The organism is Clostridium sp. (assembly GCF_051654825.1).
Taxonomy (GTDB): domain Bacteria; phylum Bacillota; class Clostridia; order Clostridiales; family Clostridiaceae; genus Clostridium.
Genome location: NZ_JBOFYU010000024.1, coordinates 1 through 16,858 on the forward strand (window position 1 = coordinate 1; position 16,858 = coordinate 16,858).

Consider the following 16,858-nt stretch of genomic DNA (forward strand, 5'->3'; position numbering starts at 1 on the left):
TCATAACCGGTAGGTCCGGGGTTCGAGTCCCTGAAGGTCCACCATTTTTGGGGGTATAGCTCAGTTGGGAGAGCACTTGCCTTGCACGCAAGGGGTCAAGAGTTCGAATCTCTTTATCTCCACCATTAAAAGCTACGAAGTATTTCGTAGCTTTTTTTTATTTTATTTAAATCTTTAGTATAAGATATTAAAATAAAATAATAAAGATAAAATGTCGAAAAAGGTTAAAAAAAACCTATAAATTTAATTAGTCATTATATAGTTAATAATATATAATAATATATATGAAATGGTTTTAGATAGACGGATTATTTTCAAAAGTATAGGACGATGAAGCATAAAAAATTTTTTAGGATATATGTGTCTTAAGATGGGGAGTGTTTTTTGTGGGGAACAAATTAGAGTTAGAACAAGAGATGATAGTTTTAAAATTGGAAAAAAGAGAACTTTTATTATCTGGGAAAAATACAGAAAAAATAGATATATTAATGAAGGAACTTGAAAAGAAAATAGAAGAAGGTTTAGAAGTTTATAAATAATACGTTCATAAAGTGTGGATCTTAAGTATATTAATATATTTAAGATCTTTTTATTTTATAGTGCATATATTTATCCTTAAAAGCATATTAATTATAGAGATGTAATATAATCTTATAATTGCTGAAAGGGAGAGGATGCAATATGATTAGAACAGTAGTATGCCAAAAAGAAGGGTGTAGTGGGAATAGATTCTATATACAAAGTGAAGAAAGTAAAATACAGTTGATCTGTAATGAATGTAAAACTAAACAGGAAATAGAAGTTGATAATCACGACTTTATGATGATGCCAAATTGTTCAAATTGTAATAATGAGACATTTAAGGTATTTAGGGATGTTGATAAGGCTGGAGTATATGCTAAATGCACAGAATGTGGGTCAGAACCTGAAAAGATATATATTGATCCAGATGGAATACAAGTATCTTATGAAGCAAAATTATTAAATGACATAAAAGAAATAATGTATTTAGTGGAACAAAGGATATACAATTTGGAGATGAATATTCAAGATTTAGAAAGGGGACAAGGAATTTTAGAGCAATCATTGGCTTATATAAATAGATATATAGTTGATCAAGATTAATAGAAATAAACAGTAGTTAATGGATTAGGTAGTATAGTATAATGAATATTATGCACTTAAGGGGAAGAGTTATGAACAAAAAGAAAAATATATTAGCATGGATTATGTTGATAATGTGGATGGTTTTAATTTTTTATATGTCTAATCAAAATGGAGAAGTTTCAAGCAGCCAAAGTAATTTAATTATAAAAGTATTCCAGGCTTTAGGAATAGAGTTAAATAATTATTTTGGAGATTTAGCTACTTTCATAGTTAGAAAAGGTGCTCATTTGACTGAGTATTTAATTTTATTTTTACTGTCTTATAGGGTAATTATAATATATGTTGACAAAAAGAATGCTAGAATATATGCTTTGGCTTTAGTATTTTTATATGCGTGTACAGATGAGATACATCAATATTTTGTGCCTGGAAGAGCTATGGCTATTAAAGATGTTATGATAGATACTTGCGGAGGCTTTATTGGCTTAGTAAGCACAATTATATATGGAAAAATAAAGGGGAAATAATTGTTTAATAAAAGCACATAGTTATAAAATTTATATATTACATAGATTTTATAGCCATGTGCTAATTTATTACTTTATTTTAGTTATATATGATGTTACATATTTATTTTCATTTAATGATCTTATGATTTGTTGTAGTGGAGAGTTTTCAGAGTATGAATATTTTATTTTATTATCAATAATTTCAAAATTTATGAAATCAAGTTCTTTTGATGGATGATAAAATAAACTCATTAGTGCTCCAGCGCTATTATCAGGATTAGATAATCCTTTTGTAATTTTAGATGTATCTAAATCTCTTACATAGCTTAATGGTGTAGGAATATATATATTATTATTAGTATGTTTTATATTTATATATTGTGGAATACTATATGGTTCATATATATATTTAAAGTATTCTTGAATAATATCCTTTTGAGACCTTGTAGCCTTATAATGAGGACTTTCAAAAAAACTTATAGGTATATTTAAATAATTAGCAGTACTTATAGCTTTTTCAATTACTATTCTTGTTTCTTCTTCAGTTGAATTTGCTTTTTTAGATAATTCGGTCCCATATAAACTAGTTTCCTCACTGAATTGATGTGTATATCCGTGTAATCCAATTAAACCATTTTTATTTATCATATAATCTAATAAATTAACAAAAGCTATGTTTTCTATAGAAAAGTCTTTTGTTAAGTCATTATCTATATTTTGATTAGGATCAATATAATGAGGAACCCAAGCTATGTGAAATTTAATAGAATTACTATGAAGTAAATCTACCATTAGTTTCATTTTTTGAATATTATCAGAGCTTTTTAAATATCCTCCAGCAGAAATATCTTCTAATCTAAGTAATGCAATTCTTCCTTCTTTAGCAACATTATTATTTAAATGAACTTCTGGTGAATTAAATAAGGATATTTCATTGTTATTAAAATTAAAGTTACTTCTTAGATTAAACAAGTACTCAATATCAGATAAAGATAAATAGTAATGTGAGTCTATTTGGATTAGTTCACCTCTAAGATTATAAAAATCATTATTTAAATAAACATCATTATCTAATAAATTAATTGTTATTGAATCACCTATTTTAATCGTAGAATTTTCAATTATAATAGGTAAATTTAAAATATTACAAAGAGTATCTATAGAAATATAGTATCTTTGAGACTTAAGGATTACATCATTTGTAATAGATTGATTATTAAATAATATATTTATGTCAGTAACTTTTGAATATTCGTTTTTGAATTCAAAATCATCAGATGGTTTTTTTAGTAATAAGTTTGAATGATTATATTCGATAGTATTATCTACAATAATATTCCCGTTTAAAATATTGCTTTTACAAAATAGAAATATCAATATAACTATTGATAATATACATATAAGAGTATTTTTAAAAATTTTCATTATTCCCCCTAATATTAATAAGATATTAAGCTGATTTTTTAAAAGCTTAGATATTTATTGTTTTTAAATAAATTATATCATAATATAGAAGAAAGTAATCTTGATATACCATTTAAGATTTTGTTAAACATAGTTTGAGAATCATATTCTGTTAGTGTATATTCTCTAGAATCCTTTAAATCAGATAAAAAAATTTCATTCAATTTATAAGTTAAAGACTTATCATAAATAATAGTATTTATTTCATAGTTAAGTTCAAAACTTCGTATATCCATATTAGCAGTACCAATACTTGATAATTCATTATCAACAGTTATTAATTTAGTGTGTATAAAACCTTTTGAAGTATATAAATATACTTTAGCACCACATCTCATTAATTCAGCTAAATAAGTTTTTGAAGCTCTATTAACAGCAAAATGATCAGTTTTTTCAGGGAAAATTATATTTACAGAAACACCACTTAATAATACTATTTTTAAAGCGTCAATTATTCCTTCAGTAGGTATAAAATAAGGAGTAACTATGTTTATTTCCTTTTTAGCCATGCTAATTAATTTTATTATGCTTTGAGCTATTGAAGGAAATTCTGAGTCAGGTCCGCTTTTCACAAATTGTAAAAATGTATTTCCATATTCTTTTGGTGGAAGTAAAAAAAACTCTTCTATATTATCAATCATATACTCATCATTTTTTGAATGTTTTTTTATAGAGGTAAAATCTTCTAAAAATACATATTGTAATCCTAATGAAAAATCTCCCTTTATCATAAAGTGGCAATCACGCCAATTTCCAAGTGGACCTAAACCTAAATATTCATCGCCTATATTTATTCCACCAACAAAGCTAATATAATTATCTATAACTACAATCTTTCTATGATTCCTATAATTTATTTGAGTATTAATAAATCTTAATAGAGGTGCTAATATATAACTATAAAAAACGACATCTACGCCACCTGATTTTAAATCATTAATATATTTCCTTTTAAGCCTTATTGAGCCTACCTTATCTATTATAAATTTAACTTTTACGCCTTCTTGTGCCTTTTTTATAAGTATTTCCTTTATTTCATTTCCTATTTTGTCATTTTTAATAATGTAATATTCAAGGTGAATACTGTGATGTGCATTTAAGAGTTCTTCTTTTAAATGAAAGAATTTCTCTTCTCCACCATTTAATATCGTTACTTGATTGTTTAAAAATAGTGGAGATTCACTATTATTTGCTACTAAATCAATAAGTTCTTCATAATTACCTAGTTTATTTTTAGAATCATTAATTAGTGGTTTGGTTAAAGAGTTTATAGTATTAGATTTAGTTTTATTTAGAGTATGTATTTTCCAATTACGTCCTAAAAATAAATAGGCTATTAAACCAAAGGGAGGTAGCAACGTTAAAACAAGTATCCATGCGATTGTTTTTTCAGGTCTTTTCTTTTCTAAAAGTATAATTGTAAATATAAAGACTATATTTATAATAAAAAAAGTTAAAAAAAGTAGTGATAATGCAATTATTTTAATTACCTCCTTCAAATTTCTATTTATATTTTAATATTTTGCCCTTTGAAAGTGAGAAATATTTAAAAAAATATCATAACTATCTATTAGTAATATAATAAAATCCTGCAAAAAAAAGACGGGATTTTTAACTAAAACTCATATTAAGACATTGGTAATTGCCATTTGTATAATGAAAATTAAATTTTTTTAATAAAAAGTTATAAAACAGTTGAAAAATACTTAATATGAATATATAATAATATCATATTAAGTGAAGTTTACGTGGATTAGAATAACGAATGTTCGTCTACTTTAAAAATTCAAACATCAGAAAATGGGGGGATAAATATGAGTAATACACAGAAGAAAGAAAAGCCGAAAAAAGGCATTTTAGCTGGAATTGAAAGAGTTGGTAATAAGTTACCTCATCCAGCTACAATATTCATAATATTATGTGCTATCATCATGGTATTATCAGCAATACTTGCTAAAATGGGAGTATCTGTAACATATACAGGGTTAGATAGATCAACTATGGAAATAAAGGAAATGACATCTCAAGTAGTAAGCTTATTGAGTCCAGAAGGAATCAGATATATGTTTACATCAGCTGTAACTAACTTTACAAGCTTTGCTCCACTAGGAACAGTTTTAGTTGCCTTATTAGGAGTTGGGGTTGCAGAAGGTACAGGTCTTATTGGAACATTATTAACTAAGTTAGTAACTAGTACTCCAAAAAGATTAATAACAGTAGTAGTAGTTTTTGCTGGTGTTATGTCAAGTATAGCTTCAGATGCTGGGTACGTTGTTTTAGTTCCATTAGGAGCTATAATATTCTTAAGCTTTGGACGTCATCCATTAGCAGGTTTAGCAGCAGCATTTGCTGGGGTTTCTGGAGGATACAGTGCAAACTTATTAACAGGGCCAACTGATGCTTTATTATCAGGTATTTCATCAGAAGCTGCAAAAATACATCCTTCACAAATTGGGGTTGGAGTAACAGATAACTGGTACTTTATAATAGCATCAACATTCCTTATTACAATAATCGGTACAATTGTAACTGAAAAAATAGTTGAACCTAAATTAGGTAAATACAAAGGTGAAGTAAAAGAAACTTTAACAGAAGTTACTCCAGAACAAAAAAGAGGTTTAAAATTTGCTGGAATAGCAACTGTATTATTTATAATATTAATGGGAATTTGTTTAGTTCCAGGTGGAGTATTAAGAAATCCTGAAACTAATGAAATATTAAAATCACCATTTATGGATTCAATCGTATTTATAATTGCTTTATTCTTCTTCGTACCTGGGGTTGCTTATGGTATAGGAGCTAAAACAGTTAAAAATGATAAAGATGTAATATCATTAATGGGTAAAAGTATGGCTACTATGGGAGGATATATAGTATTAGTATTCTTCGCAGCACAATTCGTACAATACTTTAGCTATACTCACTTAGGAACAGTAGTAGCAGTTAAGGGTGCAGATTTCTTACAAAATGCAGGGATTTCAGGAATTCCTCTAATAATAGGATTTGTATTAGTAACAGCATTCATTAACTTATTCATGGGATCAGCTTCAGCTAAATGGGCAATTATGGCTCCAGTATTTATTCCAATGTTAATGAACATGAGCTACTCACCAGCGTTAGTTCAAATGGCATACAGAATTGGTGATTCAACAACTAACATAATATCACCACTTATGAGTTACTTTGCATTAATAGTTGCTTTCACAGAAAAGTATGATAAAGATGCAGGTCCAGGAACATTAATAACTACAATGGTTCCTTACTCAATAGCATTCTTAATAGGATGGACAGTATTATTAGTAATCTGGTACATGTTAGGTTTACCTTTAGGTCCAGGTGCTTCAATAATGATATAATATAAGAGTTAAATAAGTATTATATAAGCTAGCTTAGATTTGTTCTAAGCTAGCTTTTTTATGTAGATTTATTAAAACATATTATTTATATAAAAAGTATTTAATATACTAAGTTATATTTTAAAGCCTTATTTAACAATAATTGATTTAAAAATTAATAATAAGAAAGAATATTAATAAAGAATTAAAAAATTATTATAAAAAATAATCTAATCTTATGATATAGTGATTTAGTGTAAAAAAATAGTAATGGGAGGAAGACAGTTGAGCAATTTAAAAGATAAGATAAAAAACAACTATTCAAGCTACTTAGCTATTTTATTTATAGTAGTAGCAATATGCATAGTTAAATATGTTTTATTTACTGGACCACAGCCAGGAGTAGCAGATCAAGGTGATTTTGATAGAGTAATGTCTGCAGGAGGAATTTCTCTTTTAAATTCAGATATAAGCAATCCAGATTTTAAGAGATTTTATGATTATACAGTAACTAATTATAGTATTAATGGAAATAGCATAATTCAATTTTTCATTACACTTGTAGGAACTAGTGTAGGATACTTAATATATTTAATATCTAGGATTTGCAATCTTTTTGGGCAAACAATATTTAAAACTCAATACTTAGCAATAGCATATTCAATTATGTATATATTTGCTTTATATATGGTAATAAAAAAGTCAAATATAAAAAGCAAATTAGTATTAACGATAATGACACTTTTAGGAGCATTTATATTTTTAGATGGTAATTATTTAATATGGTTTAATAGTTTGTATGGCGAGCCTATGATGATAGGGACTCTTATGTTATTTATAGCATCATATCTTTACTATATTAATGAAAAATATGTTTTAGAAAATAACAATAGGATATTTAGTAAAATAATATTTATGTTTATAGCTGCATTTTTATTTATGGGCTCTAAGATGCAAACACTTACTGCACTACCTGTTATTTTACTTATACTAGGTAAAATAGTATGGGATAATAGGAGCTATTTATCTAAAAAAAGATTAATAGGGTTAGGAGTATTTTTTGTATTACTAATAGTATATCCATTACAAATGAGTGCACAAAATGGAGCAATGAGCAAGGATACTCAATATAACTCTGTCTTTTATGGAGTACTTAATGAATCAGAAACACCAAAGGAAGACCTAGAGGATTTAGGATTAAATCCAGATATGTATGTTGAAGCAGGGAAACATTCATACTTACCTCCAGATGAGTATGTTAAATATGTTCCTAGAACTGAAATAACTGAAGAAGAGTTTTATGGAAAAATGTCTAATGGAAAGTTAGCAAAATTCTATTTAACTCATCCAATGAGATTAATAGAGGGGATGGAATACACAGCCAATCATGCATTTTCAACAGGAACAGGACTAGGTAAATACTCAAGGGAATATAGTGAAGAACCAATTGTTGAATTTAATAAATTTACAACATGGTCAGATTTTAGATTAAGTAAATTACCTAAAACATTATGGTTTATAATAGGAATATATGCGCTAATGGTGATAATATCAGTTTACGAATATATTAAAAATAAATATAACAAAGAGGTTAAGGGAAAGATTCATATTTTATGGACTTTAATATTTATATCTACACTTCAATTCCCTATGCCTTTTGTAGGAAATGGTAGAGCAGATACATCAAAGCAATTATATTTATTTAACTTCATATTTGATATTCTTTTAGTAATATCAATATATTGGGTCATTAGTAATTTTGTAAGATTATTCAAGAAAAACATATTAGAAAAAACTACGTAGGATAAAGGTTGTGCTTTAATGAAATTAGACAGTTTAAGGTTCAGTGTTAATAAAGCTAAAAGCAATATTACAGTAAACTGGATGAGTATATTTAGAATTTTTATTGTACTAGATATGCTATTTAAATCAACAATATTTTTAACTATATTAAAAGATGGTAATGCAAGTAAGTTAATAATTGATAAGATAGATTATAAACTTATATTAGTTCATTTAATGTACGTTATATTAGTATTTTCCTTTGGATATTTATTTTCATATAAAAAACAAATTATATATTATAATGTTGTAAATATAATTTATAGTTTATTATTAGTATTTGACTTAAGCTATTTTAGAGTAAATAGAGATTTCATAGGATTAAAAAATATATTCTTTCCAGGGACATTTAATCCAGTAAAAGAAAGTTTAATAAACTTTAAGGCTATAGATTCTATATTTTTTATAGATATAATTATAATCCTAATTTTTATATTTGTATTAAAGATTAAAAATAATGAAAAGGGAAATTCAAATAAGTTTATAGTTGCTTTTTCAGCTTCCATACTAGGAATAATTATATCTATTATATGTTTAGATATATTTAGTTTAGCTGGTTGGGATAAAAAAATAGTTAATAAAGGATGGACTACTCTTATGTCGGTAGAAGCTCCTGGACCTATTGGCTATCATTTAAATGAAGCGTTTATAACTATAAAGAGAGTTATAGTTCCAGGCAATAAAAGTCAATTAGGGGAAATAGATAAGTGGTTAGAAGAAAACAATGAAAATCTACCTGATAATGAATATAAGGGAATTGCAAATGGAAAGAATGTAATATTTATTCAAGTAGAATCATTAGAAAACTTTGTTATTAATGAAAAGACAAATGGAAAAGAAATAACACCTACAATGAATAAGCTAGTTGAAAATGGATTATATTTTAGCAATGTTTATGAACAAAACAATGCTGGAAATAGTATAGATTGTGATTATATGACTAATACTTCAATATTCCCACTAGGGGGAAGAATAACATCTCTTAATTATGGTGAATTAGTTTATCCAAACTCTTTATCAAGAGTGCTTAATGGAGAAGGATATGAAACTATATCTACACATCCATTAAAACCTAATGAATTTAATTGGACTGAATTACATAGAAATGGATTCGGGTCTAAGGATATTTGGGATATAACAGATTATGTATATGAAGAAAATGTTGGATATGGATTGTCAGACAAAAGCTTCTTTTCACAAGTAGCAAAAAAATTAAAAGATGTAAAGGATCCTTTTTATATACATGCACCTACATCATCAAGTCATGGTCCTTTTAATATTGCAGATGAATATAGAAAATTAGATTTACCTGAATATGTAGATGAAAGTTATTTAGGTGGATATTTTGAAAGTATTCATTATACTGATGAACAAATAGGTATGTTTATAAAAACTCTAGAGGACGAAGGCTTATTAAAGGATACTATGATTGTAATTTATGGAGATCATGGGGGCGTTCATAAATATTACAATGATGATATTAAGGATTTAGATTATGAAGATGGTTGGTGGAAAGAGTACACTCAAGAAATCCCCTTAATAATATATGCCGATGGAATAAAAGAAAAGGAATTTACAGTTCATGGGGGGCATGTAGATATAATGCCTACTGTATTATATTTATTAGGAATAGAAGATTCAAAATATAGAAATACTTCTATGGGAAGAGTACTAGTAAATACTAATAGAGATTCAACTGTAATAAAGGGAAATATATTAAGAGGTAATTACAAAACTGAGGAAGAAAAAGAACATATTTTAAAGGCTTATGATATAGGAGAAAAGATAATTAAAAATGATTATTTTAACTATAGAGATTAGTAAAATAAAATATAATTTAAAAATATTGAAGGTGTATAAATTACACCTTCTTTTTTGTACTAAAATTTATAAACAAGCATAAAAATATGATATATAGCCTAAATAAATATTTATCTTAGTTAAGTGAAAGGTGGGTGAATTCATAACATCATTGATATGGTGTTGTGGTTAATTATGAAAGATTACACAATTAATAATTTAAGAAATGTTGGTTTATTAGGTCATGGAGCATCAGGAAAGACATCTTTAGTAGAGGCCTTATTATTCTATTCAGGAAATAGCGATAGACTAGGAAAGATAGAAGAAGGAAATACGGTTTCAGATTTTGATCAAGAAGAAAAGAGACGTGGAATTTCATTATCAGTTTCTTTAGCACCTATTGATCTTGGAAATACAAAGGTTAATTTAGTTGATATACCAGGGTACTTTGATTTTACAGGAGAACTAATCCAAGGAATGAGAGCTGTTGATGTTGCAACAATAGTAGTTTGTGGTGTAGCAGGTGTACAAGTTGGTACTGAAAAGGCATGGGATTATTGCAGTAAAATAAATTTACCAAGAACATTTTTTATAAATAAATTAGATAGAGAAAATTCAAATTTTGATAAAGTGTTATCTGAACTTAAAGAGACTTTTGGTAATAGTGTTGTACCAATACAATATCCAATAGGTAGTGAAGATAATTTCAATGGTGTAATCAATGTTATTTTAAAAAAGGCTAGAATATATAATACTAAGACTCACCAAATGGATATAGTAGATATTCCATCAGATTTACTAGATAAGGTAGAAGAATGTAAGCAAATGATAATGGAAGCAGTTGCAGAAACTGATGAAGAGTTATTGGATAAGTATTTAGAAAATGGAGAATTAAGTGATGATGATATTTATAGTGGATTAATAAAGGGTTGTGCAAGAGGAGAAATTTCACCTGTAATTTGTGGTAGCGCATTAAAAGGTATAGGTATGCAATGTGCCCTTGATGACATAGTAGGTTGTTTCCCATCCCCCCAATATGCAATTCCTCAAAAGGCAATAGATTTACAAACTAATGAAGAGGTTTTCATAAAGCCATCTGAAAAAGATCCTTTTTCAGCATTAGTATTTAAAACTATAGCAGACCCATTTGTAGGAAAGATATCATTATTTAGAGTAATTACTGGAAAGCTTTCTAATGAAATAACTGTTATAAACAGTAATAAGGATAAGGTAGAAAAGCTTGCTAACATTTTCTTTATGAAAGGAAAAAATCAGATAATGACAAAGGAAGTTATTGCAGGAGATATCGCAGCTGTTGCAAAGCTTCAATACACAGAAACTGGTGATACATTATGTGATTCAAATAACAAAATTATTTATGATAAGCTGAATTTCCCAGAGCCAGTAATGTCTATGGCTGTAATTCCTAAAGCAAAGGGAGATGAAGAAAAGATATCATCATCACTTCAAAAGCTGTTAGAAGAGGATCCAACTTTCTCAGTAGAGAGAGATACTGAAAATGCTGAAATAATTATTTCAGGATTAGGAGAAACTCATTTAGAAGTAATAGCAAGTAAATTAAAAAATAAGTTTGGAGCTGATGTAGTTCTTCAATTACCTAAGATTCCTTATAGAGAAACTGTAAAGGGATCTTCAGATGTGCAAGGAAAACATAAAAAGCAATCAGGTGGTCATGGGCAATATGGAGATGTAAAAATAAAATTTGAAGCTAGAACTGATGGGGAACAGGATTTAGAATTTGTAGATAAGGTTGTTGGTGGTGCAGTGCCAAGAAACTTTATTCCAGCGGTTGAAAAGGGATTAAGAGATTGCATAGAAAAAGGTGTATTAGCTGGATATCCAGTAGTTGGATTAAAAGCAACATTATATGATGGATCTTATCATCCAGTAGATTCATCAGAAATGGCATTTAAAATGGCTACATCAATGGCGTATAAAAAAGGTGTGGAGCAAGCTAAGCCAATATTATTAGAGCCTATAATGCATGTAGAGGTTTTAATTCCAGATGAGTACATGGGAGATATAATAGGAGATATGAATAAAAAAAGGGGGAGAGTATTAGGAATGGAGCAAGAAGGAAAACTTCAAAAGGTAATTGGAGAAGTTCCTTTAGCAGAAATGTTTAAATATGCTACAGACTTAAGATCTATGACACAAGCAAGGGGAAGCTTTACTAGTAAATTAGAAAGATATGAAGAAGTTCCTGAGCTAGAAGTTAAAAGGATAATAGAAGATTCTCAAAAATAATTTATATATGAATAAATATTATATCAATGTGAAAAAATAAAATTACTATAATAAATAACTTAAGATTAGGAGGTCAACTATGCCAAATTATAATATGAATTTACAAGGTGAATTAGGATTAAATGAATATAGCAATATATTTGATTATATAAGTGTAGTTGATAGTGGAGATAATTTTACAATAACATTAAACGAAGAGGCAAAGAATAGTGTGAAAGTAATATCATCAATGCTAAGGGATAAAGAATTTTCAATAATAGATGAAGGGATAAATTCCTTAGGAGGTTACTACATTAGTGCAAATAAGCAAAAATGATAATAGGCTACTAACTTAGTTAGTAGCTTTAATTTATTTTTTTTATAAAATTCTATAAAATTCCATATAAAAATATTATAATTATATAATATAGTAAATATACTAGGGAGGTAGGCTAAATGGTTAAGGATGTACATAAATCAGCTTGTAATTCATTAGAAGAATCTATAGGAATAAGTTTATGTGAAAAAAATCTAACAATTTCAACAGCAGAATCATGTACAGGAGGAATGGTTGCAAGTTATTTAATATCATATCCAGGTATATCTAAGGTTTTTTTAGAAGGAGCAGTAACATATTCAAATGAGGCTAAGGTTAAACGACTGGGAGTAAAAGAAGCTACTTTAGAAAACTATGGAGCAGTAAGCGAAGAAACAGCAAGAGAAATGGTTGAAGGAATAGCAAGAGAAGCAAATTCAAAGGTAGCAATTTCAACAACAGGGATAGCAGGGCCAGGTGGTGGAACAGAGGAAAAACCAGTTGGATTAGTTTATATAGGTGTTCATATATTAGGAAAAACAATTGTGAAGAAGTTTAACTTTACAGGAGATAGAAAATCAGTTAGAAAAGAAAGTACAATTAACGCATTAAAAATGCTAAAGGATGAATTAGAAAAATTATAAAAGGTTATAAAGAGGAAATACTCCTTTATAACTAACGGTAATTAGTTAATAAAGGAGTATTTGTGTATATAAATAAAATGGGGGAGAGGCGATTAACTGCGGAAGCTTATCAGCTTCATTAAAATTATGCCCACAAAAACATTAATATATACATTCGAAATATCTTAAGGTGGGAGGACTAAATTAAATGAAAAAAATTTTAAAAGCAAATAAATATTTTCTAATTATATTACTATTAGAAATATTTTTACCAACAATTTTAGTACCGTTATATGTGATGCTTGGAATATCAGATGTAAGATTAATACTATTATTTAATCACATAGGACTATTTTTATTACCAGCAGCTATTTATATTTTAGTTACTAAGGAATCTGTAAAGGAAACCTTTAAGTTTAATAAAATATATTTAAAGGATGTATTTTTAGTAATTTTATTAGGATTTGCTTGTCAGCCTATAATGACATTCTTTTCTATGATAACAGCATTTTTCTTTAATAATGAAATAGGAGCTTTTATTGGTGAAATATCATCTACTCCTTATTTAATATTATTATCATTAGTAGCTGTCTTACCTTCTATAACAGAAGAGGTTACAATAAGAGGAGTAGTTTTATCTGGATATAAAAATAAGAATAAATACGTAGCTGCACTTATAACTGGATTATTTTTTGGAATACTTCATTTAGATCCACAACAATTTTTATATGCAACAGTATTAGGATTTATATTAGCTTTATTAGTTAGAATAACAAATAGTATATTCTCGGCATGTATTCTGCATTTTATTATAAATGGTACATCTGTAACATTGTCTAAGCTTTCTAGTGTCTTTATGCAAAGTCCGGAAGTAACAAGTGAAGTTGCAGATATGTCATTAAAAACTTTAGCATTTGGAGAAAAGCTACAATTATTTATATTTTATGGAGTAATAGCATTAATATTTTCTACATTTGTTTATATGATAATAAAGAAATTAGAAGAGCTTAATATAAAAAGAGGTATTATAAGAGAAGAAAGCAGTGAAGTAAGTTCAGAAGAAAATGTATTTAATTGGCCATTTGTAGTAATAATTATAGTTTATATAATATATATAGTTATACAAACTATGTATCTATAAATAAGTTGAATTTAAATAAGCACCAAATAAGAGTGAAAAACTCGTTATTTGGTGCTTTGTTGATATTATAAGTTAAATTTATTTAGATTTTGATAAGTTACTAGAGTCCTTATATAAAACTGAAAAATCTGTATCCTTTATCCAACCTCTACAATTTATATTTGTATCTACAGGGAGATTTGAGTAGTACCATTTATGATTATCTGACTCAGCCATATCAAGAATTTGAACTTCCATTCTAATATTAGTTCTTTTTAATACTGGAGATGATAATGCTGGGGAAAGATAAATATATATATTACTATTAACTATTCCTGCTTTTGAAGAGGGGCTTGAAAATTTTATATTTAGACTAGTTGTAGGTTTAGCTAGGCTATCATATTTAGTTTTTATTATGGTATATTGCTTAGAAGCTATCATAACTTGCTTTTTTGCTGATGCTAGTTTGTTATCACAATAAAAATACATAAGTACTACAATAAGTATTAAAATAATAAATATTAAATAATTCACTATTAACTCCTATAAAAATGCTATTATTAAAATATATTATTAAAATATATAAAAATGACTTTATGACAATTATTAATAAAAAAATAAAAAATATGTTGACAATAACTAAGATATTATGTAAAATATTAATTGTTAAGGCTCGATAGCTCAGTCGGTAGAGCAGAGGACTGAAAATCCTCGTGTCCCTGGTTCGATTCCTGGTCGAGCCACCAGGTAAACCAACTAATTTTGAATTAGTTGGTTTTTTTGTATGTAAAAATATAATTTATTTATATTTAAGCTTAACTTAAGGAATTATTAAGAAGTTTATTATACAATATAATCAAGTTAAAGATTAATTGAGGAGATGGGGTTATGTTAAAGAAAATGTATATGTCAGAAGAGGAATTAGATTATGTTGCTAAGGGTATAGCAATAGGAGTAAGTTGTGGTATTATAGCTGGAGTAATAGGTGGAGAAATGATATTAGGATTTTCAGCTGGTGGAGTAGTAGGTATATTAGGTGCATTTGGATACTCTGCTTATAAAAAGATAAAATCTATTGAAAAAAAGCAACTTGTATGAAATTCATAAAGCTATCTTAAGTTAGTAATAATCTTAAGATAGCTTTTTTAATATAAAAATTTAAATATTATCTATTTGCCAATTAATTGGAGTTTTATGCAAAGACTTTAAAATATCATTTGTTCTAGAAAATGGCTTACTACCTAAAAATCCTCTTGAAGCTGATAATGGACTAGGATGAGGAGACGTTAATATATAATGGCGTTTATTTGTTATAAGGGATGATTTTTTTATAGCATGATTTCCCCATAGGATAAAAATAATAGGTTCTTCCTTATTATTAAGTAAACTAATTACTTTATCAGTGAATATCTCCCATCCCATATTTTTATGAGAGTTTGCTTCATGAGCTCTAACTGTAAGAACAGTATTTAATAAAAGCACACCTTGATCAGCCCAAGATTTTAAATATCCATTGTTAGGAATAAAGCATCCTAAATCAGAATGAAGTTCCTTATAAATATTTAATAATGAAGGGGGAGTAGGAATTCCTTTATTAACAGAAAAGCTAAGTCCGTGAGCTTGGTTTGGACCATGATAAGGATCTTGACCAAGAATAACAACCTTAACTTTATTGTATGGAGTAAATTTTAATGCATTAAAAATATCATGCATATTAGGAAATATAGTTTTATTTTTATATTCATTAACAAGAAATGCTCGTAAGTTTATATAGTAATCCTTTTGAAATTCTGATTCTAATAGCTCTTGCCAATCATTATCTATTATTTTTTTCATATTATCACCTCGGTTAATTATAGCATCTTATACTATAAAGTATCATCAATATGAAGATATACTATACCAAAAGTAGATGTAGTTAATATATTTTGTATTTATTTAAATAAGGTTTGAAGTATTGTTTAGTTAAAAATATGTTAGTTTTATGTATAATTAACAGAAACGTTGCCAAGAATATCAATAGTAGTATTTTTTTGATATTATGAGGTATAAGTAGAATTTATAAAATAATCATTTATAACATATATGTAAATATAAAAAATAATTGTTATATGATGATATTATGTAACTCGTTGCTGATGCAGCAGAAGAAAACACTTCGATATAGATAAGTGTTGACAATGTTTTGCATAAGTGATAATCTTACTAAAGTAGTTTCGACAAAACAAAAAAACATTAAAAAAAATGTTGACAGAGTTTTGAAGAAATGGTAAGATAAAGAAGTCGCTTGAGGGCGAAAAAAGGAAAAACAAAATGATATAACAGAGCAAAACAAATAAGTGATGCAAAGATTGTAACATTTTAATTGGTCTTTGAAAATTGAACAGAATAAAAGTTAAGTAATAACCAGCAATTCTTTTGAGAGTCTTAAAAAAGACTCAAAGTAATTTGAGCAACAGATTAAACTTTTTAGTGAGAGTTTGATCCTGGCTCAG

General features: G+C 27.3%; 14 protein-coding genes, 2 tRNA genes and 1 pseudogene. 13 read left to right on the top strand and 4 right to left on the bottom strand.

Features of this window, described 5'->3' with window-relative positions; translation table 11 throughout:
* Positions 1 to 49 precede the first annotated feature (49 nt).
* The 4 genes from ACRDBA_RS00905 (at position 50) to ACRDBA_RS00920 (ending at position 1,634) form a co-directional block, all read left to right on the top strand.
* Positions 50 to 125: transfer RNA gene (locus ACRDBA_RS00905), tRNA-Ala, on the top strand.
* Positions 126 to 386: 261 nt separating this feature from the next.
* A complete protein-coding gene (locus ACRDBA_RS00910; RefSeq protein WP_438571068.1) occupies positions 387 to 539 on the top strand; it encodes a hypothetical protein in 153 nt (50 codons plus the stop codon).
* 142 nt (positions 540 to 681) lie between these two features.
* Entirely contained in the window at positions 682 to 1,125 is a 444-nt protein-coding gene (locus ACRDBA_RS00915) for a hypothetical protein (RefSeq protein ID WP_438571069.1), read from the top strand.
* Positions 1,126 to 1,196: 71 nt separating this feature from the next.
* The gene (locus ACRDBA_RS00920) at positions 1,197 to 1,634 is read left to right on the top strand and encodes a VanZ family protein (RefSeq protein ID WP_438571070.1); all 438 of its coding nucleotides are present in this window, start codon (positions 1,197 to 1,199) and stop codon (positions 1,632 to 1,634) included.
* A gap of 69 nt (positions 1,635 to 1,703) precedes the next feature.
* Here the strand turns inward: ACRDBA_RS00920 and ACRDBA_RS00925 are convergent, their stop codons facing one another.
* Together ACRDBA_RS00925 and cls are read right to left on the bottom strand one after the other, a co-directional pair.
* On the bottom strand, positions 1,704 to 3,041 hold the full coding sequence (locus ACRDBA_RS00925; protein WP_438571071.1) for a DUF2334 domain-containing protein: 1,338 nt from the start codon (positions 3,039 to 3,041) through the stop codon (positions 1,704 to 1,706).
* A 77-nt stretch (positions 3,042 to 3,118) separates the two neighbouring features.
* Positions 3,119 to 4,558, bottom strand: coding sequence for a cardiolipin synthase (cls, locus tag ACRDBA_RS00930; RefSeq protein WP_438571081.1), 1,440 nt, complete (start codon positions 4,556 to 4,558; stop codon positions 3,119 to 3,121).
* Between the two features lie 336 nt (positions 4,559 to 4,894).
* Between cls and ACRDBA_RS00935 the strand changes: the two genes are divergently transcribed.
* The 7 genes and pseudogenes from ACRDBA_RS00935 to ACRDBA_RS00965 all read left to right on the top strand — a co-directional run bounded on the left by ACRDBA_RS00935 (position 4,895) and on the right by ACRDBA_RS00965 (position 14,384).
* Complete coding sequence (locus ACRDBA_RS00935; RefSeq protein WP_438571072.1) at positions 4,895 to 6,436, top strand: AbgT family transporter; 1,542 nt, start codon at positions 4,895 to 4,897, stop codon at positions 6,434 to 6,436.
* A 264-nt stretch (positions 6,437 to 6,700) separates the two neighbouring features.
* Positions 6,701 to 8,218: a glycan biosynthesis hexose transferase WsfD gene (gene wsfD, locus ACRDBA_RS00940; RefSeq protein ID WP_438571073.1), complete on the top strand. Its 1,518-nt coding sequence runs from the start codon at positions 6,701 to 6,703 to the stop codon at positions 8,216 to 8,218.
* A gap of 18 nt (positions 8,219 to 8,236) precedes the next feature.
* A complete protein-coding gene (locus ACRDBA_RS00945; RefSeq protein ID WP_438571074.1) occupies positions 8,237 to 10,078 on the top strand; it encodes an LTA synthase family protein in 1,842 nt (613 codons plus the stop codon).
* Positions 10,079 to 10,252: 174 nt separating this feature from the next.
* Positions 10,253 to 12,325, top strand: a complete 2,073-nt coding sequence (gene fusA, locus ACRDBA_RS00950; protein WP_438571075.1) for an elongation factor G — start codon at positions 10,253 to 10,255, stop codon at positions 12,323 to 12,325.
* A gap of 79 nt (positions 12,326 to 12,404) precedes the next feature.
* The gene (locus tag ACRDBA_RS00955) at positions 12,405 to 12,641 is read left to right on the top strand and encodes a hypothetical protein (RefSeq protein WP_438571076.1); all 237 of its coding nucleotides are present in this window, start codon (positions 12,405 to 12,407) and stop codon (positions 12,639 to 12,641) included.
* A gap of 152 nt (positions 12,642 to 12,793) precedes the next feature.
* Positions 12,794 to 13,264, top strand: a pseudogene (locus tag ACRDBA_RS00960) (CinA family protein); the annotation flags it as partial.
* Positions 13,265 to 13,451: 187 nt separating this feature from the next.
* The gene (locus ACRDBA_RS00965) at positions 13,452 to 14,384 is read left to right on the top strand and encodes a lysostaphin resistance A-like protein (protein ID WP_438571077.1); all 933 of its coding nucleotides are present in this window, start codon (positions 13,452 to 13,454) and stop codon (positions 14,382 to 14,384) included.
* A 78-nt stretch (positions 14,385 to 14,462) separates the two neighbouring features.
* Here ACRDBA_RS00965 and ACRDBA_RS00970 read toward each other — a convergent pair whose 3' ends face one another.
* Complete coding sequence (locus ACRDBA_RS00970; protein WP_438571078.1) at positions 14,463 to 14,897, bottom strand: hypothetical protein; 435 nt, start codon at positions 14,895 to 14,897, stop codon at positions 14,463 to 14,465.
* 136 nt (positions 14,898 to 15,033) lie between these two features.
* Here ACRDBA_RS00970 and ACRDBA_RS00975 point away from each other — a divergent pair.
* Together ACRDBA_RS00975 and ACRDBA_RS00980 are read left to right on the top strand one after the other, a co-directional pair.
* Positions 15,034 to 15,109 (top strand) — tRNA-Phe (locus tag ACRDBA_RS00975).
* Between the two features lie 142 nt (positions 15,110 to 15,251).
* The gene (locus ACRDBA_RS00980) at positions 15,252 to 15,461 is read left to right on the top strand and encodes a hypothetical protein (RefSeq protein WP_438571079.1); all 210 of its coding nucleotides are present in this window, start codon (positions 15,252 to 15,254) and stop codon (positions 15,459 to 15,461) included.
* 60 nt (positions 15,462 to 15,521) lie between these two features.
* On the opposite strand, the gene ACRDBA_RS00985 is transcribed toward ACRDBA_RS00980, so the two are convergent.
* Positions 15,522 to 16,199 carry a uracil-DNA glycosylase gene (locus ACRDBA_RS00985; protein WP_438571080.1) on the bottom strand — a complete coding sequence of 226 codons (678 nt, stop codon included), beginning with the start codon at positions 16,197 to 16,199 and terminating at the stop codon, positions 15,522 to 15,524.
* Positions 16,200 to 16,858 lie beyond the last annotated feature (659 nt).